Source organism: Aeromicrobium panaciterrae, from assembly GCF_039537165.1.
GTDB classification, from domain to species: domain Bacteria; phylum Actinomycetota; class Actinomycetes; order Propionibacteriales; family Nocardioidaceae; genus Aeromicrobium; species Aeromicrobium panaciterrae.
The window spans coordinates 38,235-51,515 of sequence record NZ_BAAAZZ010000002.1 but is presented as its reverse complement, the minus strand read 5'-3'; the positions used below and the strand labels follow the sequence as shown (position 1 = coordinate 51,515).

The following is a 13,281-nucleotide window of genomic DNA, read 5'->3' as shown; positions in this document are numbered from 1 at the left end:
CGGCCGCCTGACAGCCCCCGACAAACTTCACGAGGATCTCCGATGACGACCTACGCCAACACCCCGCAGCAACCCAGTGGCATGCCCTACGGCCGCTACACACCGTTCGTGCCGATCGCGCTCGACGACCGCACCTGGCCCTCCACCGTGATCACGGAGGCGCCCCGCTGGTGCGCTGTCGACCTCCGCGACGGCAACCAGGCCCTGATCGACCCGATGACCCCGCCGCGCAAGCTGGCGATGTTCAAGCTGCTCGTCGAGATGGGCTACAAGGAGATCGAAGTCGGCTTCCCGAGCGCCAGCCAGACCGATTTCGACTTCGTACGCCAGCTGATCGAGGGCGACCACATCCCCGACGACGTCGTGATCCAGGTGCTGACGCAGTGTCGCGAGGAGCTGATCGACCGTACGTACCAGTCGCTGGTCGGCGCCAAGCAGGCCATCGTGCACTTCTACAACTCGACCTCGACGCTGCAGCGACGTGTCGTGTTCGGCCTCGACAAGGACGGCATCACCGACATCGCGACACAGGGTGCGCGGCTGTGCATGAAGTACGCCGAGATCCACACACCTGACACGAAGATCTCGTACGAGTACTCGCCGGAGTCCTACACCGGCACCGAGCTGGACTACGCGCTCGAGGTCTGCTCGGCCGTCATCGAGGTCATCGACCCGACCCCCGACTGGCCGCTGATCATCAACCTGCCCGCGACGGTCGAGATGGCGACGCCCAACGTCTACGCCGACTCGATCGAGTGGATGCACCGCAACCTGCCCCGTCGCGACAGCATCATCTTGTCGCTGCACCCGCACAACGACCGCGGGACCGGGGTTGCCGCGGCCGAGCTGGGCTACATGGCCGGAGCCGACCGCATCGAGGGCTGCCTGTTCGGCAACGGCGAGCGCACCGGCAACGTGTGCCTGGTGACGCTGGGCCTCAACCTGTTCAGCCAGGGCATCGACCCGCAGATCGACTTCAGCGACATCGACGGCATCCGCCGCACGGTGGAGTACTGCAACGAGCTGCCCGTGCCGGAGCGTCACCCGTACGGCGGCGACCTGGTCTACACCGCGTTCAGCGGCTCACACCAGGACGCGATCAAGAAGGGCTTCGAGGCGTTGGCGAAGGACGCGGCGGAGGCCGGCCACGACGTCGACGAGCACGAGTGGGGCGTGCCCTACCTGCCGATCGACCCCAAGGACGTCGGCCGCACGTACGAGGCCGTGATCCGGGTCAACAGCCAGTCGGGCAAGGGCGGCGTCGCCTACATCCTCAAGAACGACCACCACCTCGACCTGCCGCGCCGTCTGCAGATCGAGTTCAGCCGGGTCGTGCAGGAGCTCACCGAGGGTGAGGCCGGCGAGATCGAGCCGCAGGAGATCTGGGCGGCGTTCCAGCGCGAGTACCTCGACCGCGACGAGCCCTACGAGCTGCAGAGCTTCAGCTCGATCACGGCCGAGGACGGTCGTGACCAACAGGTCGTCGACCTGCGCGTACGTGGTCAGGTGCGCTCGTTCAAGGGCGAGGGCAATGGTCCCGTCGCGGCGTTCGTCGACGGCATGCGCCAGGCCGGCGCCGACATCCAGGTCCTCGACTACTCCGAGCACGCGCTCTCGACGGGAGGCGACTCGCTCGCTGCCGCCTATGTCGAGTGCAACGTGGCGGGGGAGACCGTGTGGGGTGTCGGCATCCACGCCAACATCGTCACGGCGTCGCTGCGGGCGGTGGTGTCGGCGGCCAACCGTGCCGTCGCGACGACGCTTCCCGACTGATCCGCCGACTCGGCTCATTTACTGTACCCGCCGGTACAGTAAATGAGCCGGTCACGCGATACGCTCGACGTGACGCCGATCACCGTTCGGCGCATCATGACGTTGCGGTGCGACCCATCGCGACCAGGTTGAGGAGGATCCGTGGCGCGCATCATCAATCAGGTGGCCGTATTCGGTTTGGGCAAGGTCGGCGAGCTGGTGGCCGTCATGCTGGGGGAGTCGGGCTTCAAGGTCATCGGCTTTGACTCGGCGCCACGCGACGACCTGGGGTTTGAGGTACGCGCTCTCGACGTCAAGGACGACGCGGCACTGCGCGAGGCGCTGCGCGGGGTCGACGCGATCATCTCGTGCCTGCCCTACAACCTCAACGTGCCGGTCGCCGAGGCCGCCGCCGACTCCGGCGTGCACTACTTCGACCTCACCGAGGACGTGCCGACGACCAACCGCGTCATCGAGCTCGCCGAGGGGTCTGCCGTCGCGTTCGCGCCGCAGTGTGGGCTCGCGCCGGGCTTGATCGGCATCATCGGCGCCTCGATCGCCACGACGTTCGACGAGATCCGCTCGATCGAGCTCAAGGTCGGCGCACTGCCGCAGAACCCGACCGGCCTGCTCGGCTACGCCATCAACTGGTCGCCGGAGGGCGTGGTCAACGAATACATCAACGACTGCGAGGTCCTCCGCTCGGGCAACCGGCAGATGGTGCCGGCCATGACCGAGAAGGAACGGGTGTTCATCGGCGGCATCGAGCTGGAGGCGGCGCTGACGTCGGGCGGCCTCGGCACGATGTGCGCGACGTATGAGGGCACTGTGCACCGCCTCGACTACAAGACGCTGCGTTATCCCGGCCACTTCGACCAGATGCACTTCCTGTTCGACGAGCTCAACCTGCGTGACCAGCGCGAGCTCGTCGGCAAGATGCTGGTCGACGCGAAGCCGCCGGTCAACGACGACGTCGTCTACATCCACGCCGCCGTCGAGGGACGCAAGAACGGCCAGCCGTTCCGCGAGAACTACGTACGTGGCTACAAGCCGCTCGACATCTCCGGGCGCATCTGGCGGGCGATCTCGTGGACCACCGCCGCCTCGGCGGTCAGCGTCGTCGAGCTGGTCGCGGAGGGCGTGTTGCCCTCTTCTGGTTTCATCAAGCAGGAAGACATCACGCTCGAGCAGCTCTACTCGACCAAGGCTGGCCGGCACTTCGCCGAGCAGGGACGGATCTGACATGACTGACATCGCAACTCGTACGAAAGACATCCTCGGCCGCCTCGGCGTCGGTGACCCGTTCACCGCCGACGGCGACCTGATCTGCCACTCCCCGATCGACGGCAGCGAGATCGGCCGCCTGACGTCGCACAGCGCTGCCGAGACGTCCGACCTGATCGGTCGCGCCCAGTCGGCGTTCGAGCAGTGGCGCACGGTGCCGGCTCCCGTACGCGGTCAGTTCGTCCGCGAGCTCGGAGAGCTGCTGCGCGAGCACAAGGACGATCTCGGCGCCCTGGTCTCGATCGAGGCCGGCAAGATCGTGTCGGAGGGCCTCGGTGAGGTCCAGGAGATGATCGACATCTGCGACCTGGCCGTCGGCCTCTCGCGCCAGCTGCACGGTCTGACGATCGCCACCGAGCGTCCCGGACACCGGATGATGGAGCAGTGGCACCCGCTGGGAGTCATCGGGGTCATCTCCGCGTTCAACTTCCCGGTCGCCGTCTGGTCCTGGAACGCGGCGCTGGCGTTCGTGTGCGGAGACGCGGTCGTGTGGAAGCCGTCGGAGAAGACGATCCTCACCGCGATCGGCTGCCAGGCGCTGGCTGCCGAGGCTGGACGCCGCGCCGGTGTGCCCGACGGCCTGTCGGCACTGTTGATCGGTGACCGTGCTGTCGGCGAGACCATGGTCGACGACCCACGTGTCGCGCTCGTCTCCGCCACCGGCTCGACCCGCATGGGCAAGGAGGTCGCGCCGCGCGTGGCTGCGCGCCTGGGTCGATCGCTGCTGGAGCTCGGCGGCAACAACGCCGCGATCGTCGCACCGTCGGCCGACCTCGATCTCGCCGTACGCGGCATCGTGTTCTCCGCCGTCGGCACCGCCGGCCAGCGGTGCACCTCGCTGCGCCGCATCATCGTGCACGAGTCGATCAAGGACGAGCTGGTCGCGGGCCTCAAGGCCGCGTACGAGACGCTCCCGATCGGTTCGCCGCTGGAGTCGTCGACACTGGTCGGCCCGCTCGTCGACGAGCAGGCGTTTCTCGCGTTCGGCGCCGCTGTGTCGCAGGCGCAGGCTGACGGTGGCGAGCTGGTCACGGGTGGTTCGCAGGCCGAGAGCGAGGGCGGCTTCTACGTGCACCCCGCGATCATCGACATGCCCAAGCAGACCGAGATCGTGAAGGCCGAGACCTTCGCGCCGTTGCTGTACGTGCTGACCTACTCCGACTTCGACGAGGCGCTGGCGCTGCACAACGACGTGGCCCAGGGTCTCTCGTCGTCGATCTTCACGCTCAACGTGCGTGAGGCCGAGACGTTCCTGTCGGTCGTCGGCTCGGACTGTGGCATCGCCAACGTCAACATCGGCCCCTCTGGCGCCGAGATCGGCGGGGCGTTCGGCGGCGAGAAGGAGACCGGAGGCGGTCGTGAGTCGGGCTCTGACGCCTGGCGTTCCTACATGCGCCGGTCGACCAACACGGTCAACTACTCGACCGAGCTGCCCCTCGCCCAAGGCGTCGAGTTTGTCTGAGCCGAGGCCGCCCGCGGCCGAGCGCGAAGGCATGCCAGCGAAGCGTGAGCGTGACGCGGCGAAGCCGCTGCGCTGCGAGTTCGTCTGATGCTGACGACGGTGGCAGACGGCATCTGGGTCCACCAGAGCCCGGTGCTGCAGAACAACTCGGTCGTCATCCAGGGCCGGGACGGGGTGCTTGTGGTCGATCCCGGCATCACGCGCGACGAGATGGCGTGCTTGGCGGGCGACATCCGCGGGCTGGGCCAGACCGTGGTCGCCGGGTTTGCCACGCATCCCCATTGGGACCACGTGCTCTGGATCGACGAGCTCGGCGATGCGCCGCGCCATGGCACCGTCGCGTGCGCCGAGGCGTTGCGTGAGCAGATGTCCGACCCCGACTGGAGGACCAAGGAGGCCGAGGACCTCCCGCCGGAGATCGCCGACGACGTACCCATGGACCTGTACGGACTCATCACCGCACTGCCATCCGGCGCCGACCGGGTGCCCTGGGACGGGCCCGAGGTGCAGATCATCGAGCACTCGGCTCATGAACGCGGCCACGCGTCATTGCTGGTCGACCGCGTCCTCGTCGCGGGCGACATGCTGTCCGACATCCTGATGCCGTTTCCTTCGCCGGCAGCTGCAGATCCCCTGGGCGACTACCGTGCGGGTCTGCAGATGCTCGAGGACGTCGCCGACCAGGTCGACCGGGTCGTTCCGGGGCACGGGTCGGTGGGCTCAGACGTACGTGCTCGGATCGAGCTGGATCGTGCGTACGTCGACGCGCTCCAGGGAGGCACGCGTCCTGACGACCCGCGCATCGGGCCCGACACGACGTACGGCCAGGACTGGGTGCCCGGAATCTATGAGTGGCACCGCGCGCAGTTCGGCCCGGCCTCGTAGGTCGCCGTTGTCGGTGGCGTGAGCCAGACTTGCGGCATGTCCAGAGAAGTTCAGATCACGTTCGACGCCGCCGACCCCGCGGCGCTAGCGGCCTTCTGGGCCGAGGTGCTGGGTTATGTGCTGCAGCCTCCGCCAGGCGACTTCACGACCTGGGACGAGGCCCTCGACGCATGGGGTGTTCCGCCCGAGGAACGCAACTCTCGTTCAGCTCTGATCGACCCCGATGGCGATGGACCACGGATCTTTTTCCAGCGGGTGCCTGAGGGCAAGACTGCCAAGAACCGTGTGCACCTCGACGTACGTGCCGCGCCCGGTTTGAAGGGCGACGAACGCATGGCAGCGCTATCGGTGGAGGCCGAGCGTCTCAAGGCGCTTGGTGCGAGCGAGTGGTATCGGCTGGAGGGCAACGCGATGGACGAAGGCATCATCGTGATGTACGACCCAGAGGGCAACGAGTTCTGCCTCGATTAGCCGCGGTTCTCCTTGCGCCAGACGATCTTCAGCCCTGACCAGTCTGTGTCGATCGCCGCGACCTTGACGTCGACCAGGCCGAGCTCGAGCGCAGCATTACGGATCGCGTTCTCGTCGACGTCGCTGACGTGACCCGCGGCCTTGCGCGGCCACGCGACCCATACGGAGCCGGATGGGAAGATCCACTGGCCCCAGCGGTCGAAGTCGATCTGCGAAGCAGATCTCACGAACACCAGCGCGATATCCGTCGGGCCCGCCTCGACCAGCTCCACGCCCTCAAGCGGTTCGGCGAACTCCCAGTCGTCCGGTCGTCCCTCAATCACCAGCCGTAGACCCGGCTTGATGCCGAGCTTCTTGAGCTGCGGTGTGCCGGAGTAGCCCTCGGTCATGGCCAGCAGCGTAGTGGTGGACGCATACGCGTAGATCCCCTACGTTGATCCCGAGTGACACAGGTCACATCACGGGGGTTCCGTTCATGTTTCGTCGTCTTGGTCTTGCTGCTGTCGTCCTAGCGGTCCTTCCAACATTCGGCTGGCAACCGGGAGCGAGCGGAGCAGCCGCTTCGTACGTGGCGCTCGGCGATTCGTACTCGTCCGGCGTCGGCACCCGCACCTACATCAGCGACGGCACGAGCTGTCAGCGGTCCGTGTACGCGTACCCGTCCCTGATCGCCTCGGCGAAGGGCTATGCGCTCAACTTCCGGGCCTGCTCTGGCGCCAAGGTCTCCGATGTCACGAGCAGCCAGCTGAGCGCCCTGTCGACGAGCACGAACTACGTGACGATCTCGGTCGGCGGCAACGATGCCGGATTCACCAGTGTCCTCACCGAATGCGCGAAGCCGGCGTGGGCCAGCAACTGCTCCGGGAGGGTCGCCACGGCGCAGAGCTACATCAACAACACGTTGCCGGGGTCGCTGGCGACGCTCTACGCGAGCATCAAGGCCAAGGCGCCCAACGCGAAGGTCGTGGCGGTCGGCTATCCGCGGCTGTTCAACGGCGAGGACTGCAATGCCCTCACCTGGTTCTCACCCGACGACGAGTCGCGTCTGAACGCCACGGCCGACCTGATCAACACCAAGATCTCAGCGGCAGCAACCGCGAAGGGCTTCACCTTCGTCAACCCTGTCAGCGCGTTCGTCGGGCACGCGGTGTGCGACAGCACCGAGTGGCTCAATGGCCTGTCCAACCCGATCTCGGAGTCCTATCACCCCAACAAGCTCGGCCATTCGAGCGGCTACACCCCGCTGGTGAGCACGAAGCTGGTCGGTGCGGCGGTCCTGGTCAACGCGGCAGTCATGACCCGGGCAGAGGCCGCAAGCGGCAAGCTCGCCGCGCAGCAACGTACGTACGCGACGAAGGACGCCAGGATCCGACCTGAGGTGTTCGTGGTGCCGGACCTGTCCAGCCCCGAGATCCGTGCGGCGGCCAGGCGTGCCGGCGTTGACCTGACCAGTCGCGCCAGCATCGACCGGTTCGATCGTCTGTACGCGGAGGCTCAGGCGGCTGGCTAGGCGCGCCGCGTACGGCTTTCGTCGTCCCCACACGGCACAATGAGGGGGTGAGTCTCTACCGCGACGCTGGCATCGTGCTGCGCGTCCACAAGCTCGGCGAGGCAGACCGCATCATCACGCTGCTGACCCGCGAACGGGGACTCGTACGCGCTGTCGCCAAGGGCATCCGCAAGACCACCTCACGCTTCGGTGGGCGCCTCGAGCCGTTCATGCACGTCGACCTGCAGCTGGCCGAGGGCCGGTCGCTCGACATCATCACGCAGGTCGAGACGGTCAACGCGTTCGCCAAGGATCTCGGCGCCGACTACGCCGCCTACACCGCCGGCACCGCGATGCTCGAGACCGCCGAGCGGCTCGTGCAGGAGGACGGCGAACCCGCGATCCAGCAGTTCCAGCTGCTCACGGGTGCGCTGCGCGCCCTGACCGAGGGCCGGATGACACCCAGCCTGATCCTCGACTCCTACCAGCTGCGGGCGCTGTCGATCGCCGGCTATGCACCGACCTTCGACGGCTGCGCCCGCTGCAGCGCCGAGGGTCCACACCGCAACTTCAATGCCGCCTCTGGTGGCATGTTGTGCGATGACTGCCGCGTCGCCGGCTCGGCCGCTCCGTCCCCGTTCACCGTGACGCTGCTCGCCGGGCTGCTCAGCGGCGACTGGGAGACCGTCGGGGCCTCTGACGACCGCAGCCGCCGCGAGGCCAGCGGCATCGTCAGCACCTATCTCTCGTGGCACCTCGAGCGAGGTCTCCGATCACTCAGTCACGTCGATCGATGACCAGCAAGCCCACGCCGCACCCGTCGGGTGCCCAGCCGCCCGCCATCCCCGTCGAGCAGGTGCCCAGGCACGTGGCGATCGTGATGGACGGCAACGGCCGCTGGGCCAAGGCCCGGGGCCTGCCGCGTACTGCCGGCCACGAGATGGGTGAGGCGGCGCTGTTCGACGTCGTCGAGGGCGCGATCGAGGTCGGCGTCAAGGCGGTGTCGGCCTATGCGTTCTCGACCGAGAACTGGAAGCGCTCGCCCGACGAGGTGCGCTTCCTGATGGGCTTCAACCGCGACGTGATCCGGCGTCGGCGCGACTCGATGCACGAGCTCGGCGTACGCGTCCGCTGGGCGGGCCGCCGACCGAGGCTGTGGCGCAGCGTCATCAAGGAGCTCGAGGTCGCCGAGGAGATGACCAAGCACAACACGGTCCTCACCCTGACGATGTGCGTCAACTACGGCGGCCGGGCCGAGATCGCCGATGCCGCTGCCGCCCTGGCCCGTGATGTCGCCGCAGGCAAGGTCAACCCCGACAAGGTCACGGAGCGTACGTTCGCCCGTTATCTCGACGAGCCCGACATGGCCGACGTCGACCTGTTCTGGCGCACCTCGGGGGAGCAGCGCACCAGCAACTTCCTGCTGTGGCAGTCGGCATACGCCGAGATGGTGTTCTCCGACATCGCCTGGCCCGACGTCGACCGGCGCGCCCTGTGGGCCGCGATCGAGGAGTATGCCGCCCGCAACCGCCGCTACGGATCGGCCTGACGACCGCAATTTGTGACCTAAAGAGCGTCAAATCTCGGCGATGACGCCCTCAAGGTCACAAATCGCGGGGCTAGCTGGTCAGCGACCAGTCGCGGGTGCCGTCGAGCACGTCCTGGATGTTGGCGCGGAAATGCGGGCAGGTCGTGATGTCGTGCGCCCGGCACTCGAACGCGTGCACCGTCATCTCTCGGGACCGCCTCATGTCCTCCATCCGCCGGTCGAGGTCGGCGATGTGCTCCTGGAGGACGGCGTGCCGCTTCGGCCCGTGATCGTCGTCGATCAGCACCGCGATCTGCTCGAGGCTCATCCCGGCGGCCTTGCTGCGCAGGATGACGGCGATGCGTACGAGGTCGTCGTCGCCGTACAACCTCCGATCTGCGCCGTCACGTTCGGGTGCGAGCAGTCCGACGCTCTCCCAGTGGCGCAGGACGTGTGTGTCGAGGCCGAAACGGGCGGCGGTCTCCCCGATGGATCGCAGATTTGACTTCATGTTGACATTAAGTCGCACGATGGAGGCGAACACAAATCTGAAGGAGAAATCATGCTCGACGCCATCGTCGTCGGCGGAGGTCCCGCCGGACTGCAAGCCACCCTCACCCTCGGCAGGATGCATCGCGACGTCCTGCTGCTCGACTCAGGCGCCTACCGCAACGCCACGGTCGAGCACATGCAGAACCTCATCACGCACGACGGCCGTGACCCCGCCGAGCTGCGCGAGCTCGCGCGCAAGGACATCGCCGCGTACGACACCGCTGAGATCCGCGAGGCCACGGTCGACGAGGTACGTCGCACCGGCGACACCTTCGAGGTGCTCGTCGGTGATGAGGTGCTTGCCGCGCGCAGGATCATCCTGGCCACCGGCGTGCGCGACACCCTCCCGGACATCCCGGGCATCGCGGAGGCCTGGGGGCGCGAGATCGCGCACTGCCCCTACTGCCACGGCCACGAGTTCGCCGGCGAGCGCGTCGCGATCCTGGGTACGGAGCGTGCCGAGCACCTCGGCGCGCTGCTCGGCAACATCGCGAGCGAGCTGATCGTGCTCGAGCGGGACACCGTACGCGAGGTCGAGCGCACCGGCTTCGGGCTCCGCATCATGCTCGATGACGAGACGATCGGGGTCGGTGGAATGTTCATCGGCACGGAGGTCACGCAGTCGGCGCCCTTCGCCGAGCAGCTCGGCGTCACCCGGTACGAGTCAGGCTTCGTCGAGGTCGACCCAATGGGCCGTACGAACGTGCCGGGGGTCTACGCCGCCGGCGACCTGGCCCACATCGCGGCTCTTCCGGGACCCATGCCGTCGGTGGCGACCGCCATTGCTGCAGGAGCCATCGCCGGCTCCGTCTGCAACATGGAGCTCGCCCAGACCTGAGCGGGCGGCAAGGCGTGCCGCCGGGCGGTCAGCGCACGACCCATAGGATGGGGCATATGCGCATTGCACGGTTCGCGGGTGACGACGATCCCCGTTTTGGAGTCATCGGAGACGACAACGGGGTCCCCACGATCGCGGTGCTCAACGGTGATCCGTTGTACGCCGGGCTCAACCTGAGTGGCCAGAAGATCCCGCTGGCGGACGTACGACTGCTGGCTCCGGTGATCCCGCGCAGCAAGGTCGTGTGCGTCGGCAAGAACTACCCCGCACACGCCGCCGAGATGGGTGGCGAGGTCCCGGCAGAGCCGCTGATCTTCCTCAAGCCCAACACCAGCGTGATCGGCCCCGGCGACCCGATCTTCTACCCCTCGCAGAGCGAGGACGTGCACTACGAGGCCGAGCTCGCCGTGGTCATCGGCCGCATCTGCCGCGACATCTCCGCGGCGGACGCGGCCAAGGTGATCTTCGGCTACACCGTGGCGAACGACGTCACCGCCCGTGACCTGCAGGCCAAGGACGGCCAGTGGGCGCGCGCCAAGGGCTTCGACACGTTCTGCCCGCTGGGGCCCTGGATCGAGACCGACTTCGATCCCGGCAACGTCGACGTGACGACCCGGCTCGAGAGCCTCGGTGGTGGCGACGAGCTCAAGCAGAATGGCAACACGTCCGACATGTTCTTCAAGGTGCCCGAGATCATCGAATACATCTCGTCCTTCATGACGCTGCTGCCCGGCGACGTGATCCTGACGGGCACACCCGACGGCGTCGGCCCGATGCACGTCGGTGACTCGGTCAGCGTCGCCGTCGAGGGCATCGGCACACTCACGAATCCGGTGGTGAACGCCAATGACTAGGCCAGTGGTCGCCCGCTTTTGTCCCTCACCAACGGGCAACCCGCACGTCGGCATGGCCCGTACGGCGTTGTTCAGCTGGGCTTTCGCCCGCCACAACGGCGGCACGTTCGTGTTCCGCATCGAGGACACCGACACCTCGCGCGACAACGAAGAGTCCTATCACCTCCTCGTCGACGTCATGCGCTGGCTCGGCCTCGACTGGGACGAGGGCCCAGAGGTCGGCGGCGACCACGGGCCGTACAGGCAGTCCGAGCGCATGGACATCTACGCCGACGTCGCCCAGAAGCTCCTCGACTCCGGGCACGCCTACAAGGCGTACGACACCGCCGAGGAGCTCGAGGAACGCCGCAACGCCGCCCGAGCCGCCGGCAAGCCCAGCGGCTACGACGGCCTGCATCGTGACCTGACGCCCGAGCAGCAGGCTGCGTACGAGGCGGAGGGCCGCGAGCCGGTGATCCGGTTCAAGATGCCGGAGAAGACCTACACGTTCAATGACCTCGTGCGCGGTGAGATCACCTTCGACTCGGCCAACGTGCAGGACTACGTCATCGTGCGCGCCAACGGCCAGCCGCTCTACACGCTGACCAACCCCACCGACGACGCCATGATGGGCATCACCCACGTGCTGCGCGGCGAGGATTTGTTGAGCTCGACCCCGCGCCAGATCGCGCTGTACGAGGCGTTCGCCGAGATCGGCATCGGCGGCGGGTTCACGCCCGAGTTCGGTCACCTGCCGTTCGTGATGGGCGAGGGCAACCGCAAGCTGTCGAAGCGTGACCCCGAGTCCAACCTGCTCGACTACAAGCCCAAGGGCTTCCTGCCTGAGGCGCTGCTCAACTACATGGCGCTGCTGGGCTGGTCGATCGCCGATGATCGTGACGTGTTCACGATCCCGGAGATGGTGGAGGCGTTCGACGTCACCCGGGTCAACCCCAACCCCGCACGCTTCGACATCAAGAAGGCCGAGGCAATCAACGGATCGCACATCCGCCTGCTCGCCGAGGACGACCTGCGCGAGCGGCTGGTGCCGTACTTCCAGGACGCCGGGCTGATCGCCGATCCGCCGACCCCCGAGCAGCTCTCGACGCTCGCCGCAGCGACGCCACTGGTGCACGAGCGCATGGCGCTGCTGACCGAAGCGGTCGACATGCTGCGCTTCCTGTTCATCGCCGATGATGACTTCTCGATCGACGAGGCGGATGCCGCCAAGAACCTCGACGAGAAGGGTCTCGATGTCGTACGAGCTGCTCGCTCAGCGCTCGCCGACCTGTCCGACTGGTCGACGTCGGCGATCGAAGAGGCCCTGCGTACGAGCCTCATCGAAGGTCTCGAGCTCAAGCCGCGTCTGGCATTCGGCCCCGTACGTGTTGCCGTAACAGGCAGCCGCATCTCCCCGCCGTTGTTCGAGTCCCTGGAGCTGCTGGGCAAAGAGAAGTCACTGGCTCGTTTGGACGCCGCACTCGCCTAACCGCCCGCCGAGGAGCCCACCCTCCGCTCGCTAAGGAGGCCGCCCGCGGCCGACTGGGAGGGAGCGAGGAACGAGCGACCGAAGCGTAGTGATTGAACTCATCAACGCGCCCACCTGGTGGTTGAGTAGGGCGAGGAACGAGCCCGTATCGAAACCACGCAACCCGACTCGCTCAACGGCCATCCCGGTTTGGGCGCAGGCGGGGGAGTCGGGTAAAGTCGGTGATCGGCTCGGCCCCAGGCAGAGCCATTGGGATATGGTGTAATTGGCAACACAGCGGTTTCTGGTACCGCCATTCTAGGTTCGAGTCCTAGTATCCCAGCGAGGCCATTTCGGGTGTGAATGTTGCGCACGATATGGTGTCTCCGGTCGCAAGACCACCCATGGCCCCGTTGTGTAGCGGCCTAGCACGCCGCCCTCTCAAGGCGGTAGCGCGGGTTCGAATCCCGTCGGGGCTACCATGGACAAAAGACCCTCTGACCAGCAGCAATGCCGGTCGGAGGGTCGCTCTTTGTCGTTGGTCGTGCCGGCGCGCCGTCGATGACAGTCTGTGTGTTCTGGACCGACATCCCTCATCGCGGCGGGTCATTCCGCCGTCGGTGACCGTGCGGCACTCGCTGACGATGACTGGGCTCCATCAGGATTGTCGGCATCTTCACGATGCGAAGCGACGGTTGCGCGGCGGAGGTGCGTGTAGC

Annotated in this window: 13 protein-coding genes and 2 tRNA genes; 13 read left to right on the top strand and 2 right to left on the bottom strand. The window is 66.9% G+C overall.

Annotation, left to right across the window (positions count from 1 at the left end; all coding sequences use genetic code 11):
* Positions 1-42: 42 nt before the first annotated feature.
* The 5 genes from leuA (at position 43) to ABD683_RS00675 (ending at position 5,854) form a co-directional block, all read left to right on the top strand.
* On the top strand, positions 43-1,773 hold the full coding sequence (leuA, locus tag ABD683_RS00695) for a 2-isopropylmalate synthase (RefSeq protein WP_344766422.1): 1,731 nt from the start codon (positions 43-45) through the stop codon (positions 1,771-1,773).
* A 141-nt stretch (positions 1,774-1,914) separates the two neighbouring features.
* Entirely contained in the window at positions 1,915-2,994 is a 1,080-nt protein-coding gene (locus ABD683_RS00690) for a saccharopine dehydrogenase C-terminal domain-containing protein (RefSeq protein ID WP_344766420.1), read from the top strand.
* A 1-nt stretch (position 2,995) separates the two neighbouring features.
* A complete protein-coding gene (amaB, locus tag ABD683_RS00685) occupies positions 2,996-4,498 on the top strand; it encodes an L-piperidine-6-carboxylate dehydrogenase (RefSeq protein WP_344766418.1) in 1,503 nt (500 codons plus the stop codon).
* 87 nt (positions 4,499-4,585) lie between these two features.
* The gene (locus ABD683_RS00680) at positions 4,586-5,383 is read left to right on the top strand and encodes an MBL fold metallo-hydrolase (protein ID WP_344766416.1); all 798 of its coding nucleotides are present in this window, start codon (positions 4,586-4,588) and stop codon (positions 5,381-5,383) included.
* Between the two features lie 36 nt (positions 5,384-5,419).
* A complete protein-coding gene (locus ABD683_RS00675; protein ID WP_344766413.1) occupies positions 5,420-5,854 on the top strand; it encodes a VOC family protein in 435 nt (144 codons plus the stop codon).
* Here ABD683_RS00675 and ABD683_RS00670 read toward each other — a convergent pair.
* Positions 5,851-6,243 (bottom strand): DUF3052 domain-containing protein, encoded by a 393-nt coding sequence (locus ABD683_RS00670; protein WP_344766411.1) that lies wholly within the window; start codon positions 6,241-6,243, stop codon positions 5,851-5,853. The two genes, ABD683_RS00675 and ABD683_RS00670, sit on opposite strands and share 4 nt — an antisense overlap.
* Before the next feature lie 86 nt (positions 6,244-6,329).
* Between ABD683_RS00670 and ABD683_RS00665 the strand changes: the two genes are divergently transcribed.
* From ABD683_RS00665 to ABD683_RS00655, 3 genes are read left to right on the top strand one after another with little or no spacing between them, the layout of a single operon-like run.
* On the top strand, positions 6,330-7,364 hold the full coding sequence (locus tag ABD683_RS00665; RefSeq protein ID WP_344766408.1) for an SGNH/GDSL hydrolase family protein: 1,035 nt from the start codon (positions 6,330-6,332) through the stop codon (positions 7,362-7,364).
* Positions 7,365-7,411: 47 nt separating this feature from the next.
* Positions 7,412-8,140 carry a DNA repair protein RecO gene (recO, locus tag ABD683_RS00660; RefSeq protein WP_344766406.1) on the top strand — a complete coding sequence of 243 codons (729 nt, stop codon included), beginning with the start codon at positions 7,412-7,414 and terminating at the stop codon, positions 8,138-8,140.
* Complete coding sequence (locus ABD683_RS00655) at positions 8,137-8,892, top strand: isoprenyl transferase (RefSeq protein WP_344766404.1); 756 nt, start codon at positions 8,137-8,139, stop codon at positions 8,890-8,892. Before recO ends, ABD683_RS00655 begins: the two co-directional genes overlap by 4 nt.
* Positions 8,893-8,962: 70 nt before the next feature.
* Here the strand turns inward: ABD683_RS00655 and ABD683_RS00650 are convergent, their stop codons facing one another.
* Complete coding sequence (locus tag ABD683_RS00650) at positions 8,963-9,382, bottom strand: MerR family transcriptional regulator (protein ID WP_344766402.1); 420 nt, start codon at positions 9,380-9,382, stop codon at positions 8,963-8,965.
* Positions 9,383-9,433: 51 nt separating this feature from the next.
* Here ABD683_RS00650 and ABD683_RS00645 point away from each other — a divergent pair, with 51 nt between their 5' ends.
* The 5 genes from ABD683_RS00645 (at position 9,434) to ABD683_RS00625 (ending at position 13,044) form a co-directional block, all read left to right on the top strand.
* Complete coding sequence (locus ABD683_RS00645; protein ID WP_344766400.1) at positions 9,434-10,261, top strand: NAD(P)/FAD-dependent oxidoreductase; 828 nt, start codon at positions 9,434-9,436, stop codon at positions 10,259-10,261.
* 56 nt (positions 10,262-10,317) lie between these two features.
* Positions 10,318-11,115, top strand: a complete 798-nt coding sequence (locus ABD683_RS00640; protein WP_344766398.1) for a fumarylacetoacetate hydrolase family protein — start codon at positions 10,318-10,320, stop codon at positions 11,113-11,115.
* A complete protein-coding gene (gltX, locus tag ABD683_RS00635; protein WP_344766395.1) occupies positions 11,108-12,583 on the top strand; it encodes a glutamate--tRNA ligase in 1,476 nt (491 codons plus the stop codon). The genes ABD683_RS00640 and gltX overlap by 8 nt, the downstream gene beginning before the upstream one ends.
* A 250-nt stretch (positions 12,584-12,833) precedes the next feature.
* A tRNA-Gln gene (locus ABD683_RS00630) sits at positions 12,834-12,905 on the top strand.
* Between the two features lie 63 nt (positions 12,906-12,968).
* Positions 12,969-13,044 (top strand) — tRNA-Glu (locus ABD683_RS00625).
* Positions 13,045-13,281 lie beyond the last annotated feature (237 nt).

Coding starts and splice junctions, on each gene's coding strand:
- leuA (WP_344766422.1), top strand. CDS start 43: ATGACGACCTACGCCAACACCCCGCAGCAACCCAGTGGCATGCCCTAC.
- amaB (WP_344766418.1), top strand. CDS start 2,996: ATGACTGACATCGCAACTCGTACGAAAGACATCCTCGGCCGCCTCGGC.
- ABD683_RS00680 (WP_344766416.1), top strand. CDS start 4,586: ATGCTGACGACGGTGGCAGACGGCATCTGGGTCCACCAGAGCCCGGTG.
- ABD683_RS00675 (WP_344766413.1), top strand. CDS start 5,420: ATGTCCAGAGAAGTTCAGATCACGTTCGACGCCGCCGACCCCGCGGCG.
- ABD683_RS00670 (WP_344766411.1), bottom strand. CDS start 6,243: ATGACCGAGGGCTACTCCGGCACACCGCAGCTCAAGAAGCTCGGCATC.
- ABD683_RS00665 (WP_344766408.1), top strand. CDS start 6,330: ATGTTTCGTCGTCTTGGTCTTGCTGCTGTCGTCCTAGCGGTCCTTCCA.
- ABD683_RS00655 (WP_344766404.1), top strand. CDS start 8,137: ATGACCAGCAAGCCCACGCCGCACCCGTCGGGTGCCCAGCCGCCCGCC.
- ABD683_RS00650 (WP_344766402.1), bottom strand. CDS start 9,382: ATGAAGTCAAATCTGCGATCCATCGGGGAGACCGCCGCCCGTTTCGGC.
- ABD683_RS00645 (WP_344766400.1), top strand. CDS start 9,434: ATGCTCGACGCCATCGTCGTCGGCGGAGGTCCCGCCGGACTGCAAGCC.
- ABD683_RS00640 (WP_344766398.1), top strand. CDS start 10,318: ATGCGCATTGCACGGTTCGCGGGTGACGACGATCCCCGTTTTGGAGTC.
- gltX (WP_344766395.1), top strand. CDS start 11,108: ATGACTAGGCCAGTGGTCGCCCGCTTTTGTCCCTCACCAACGGGCAAC.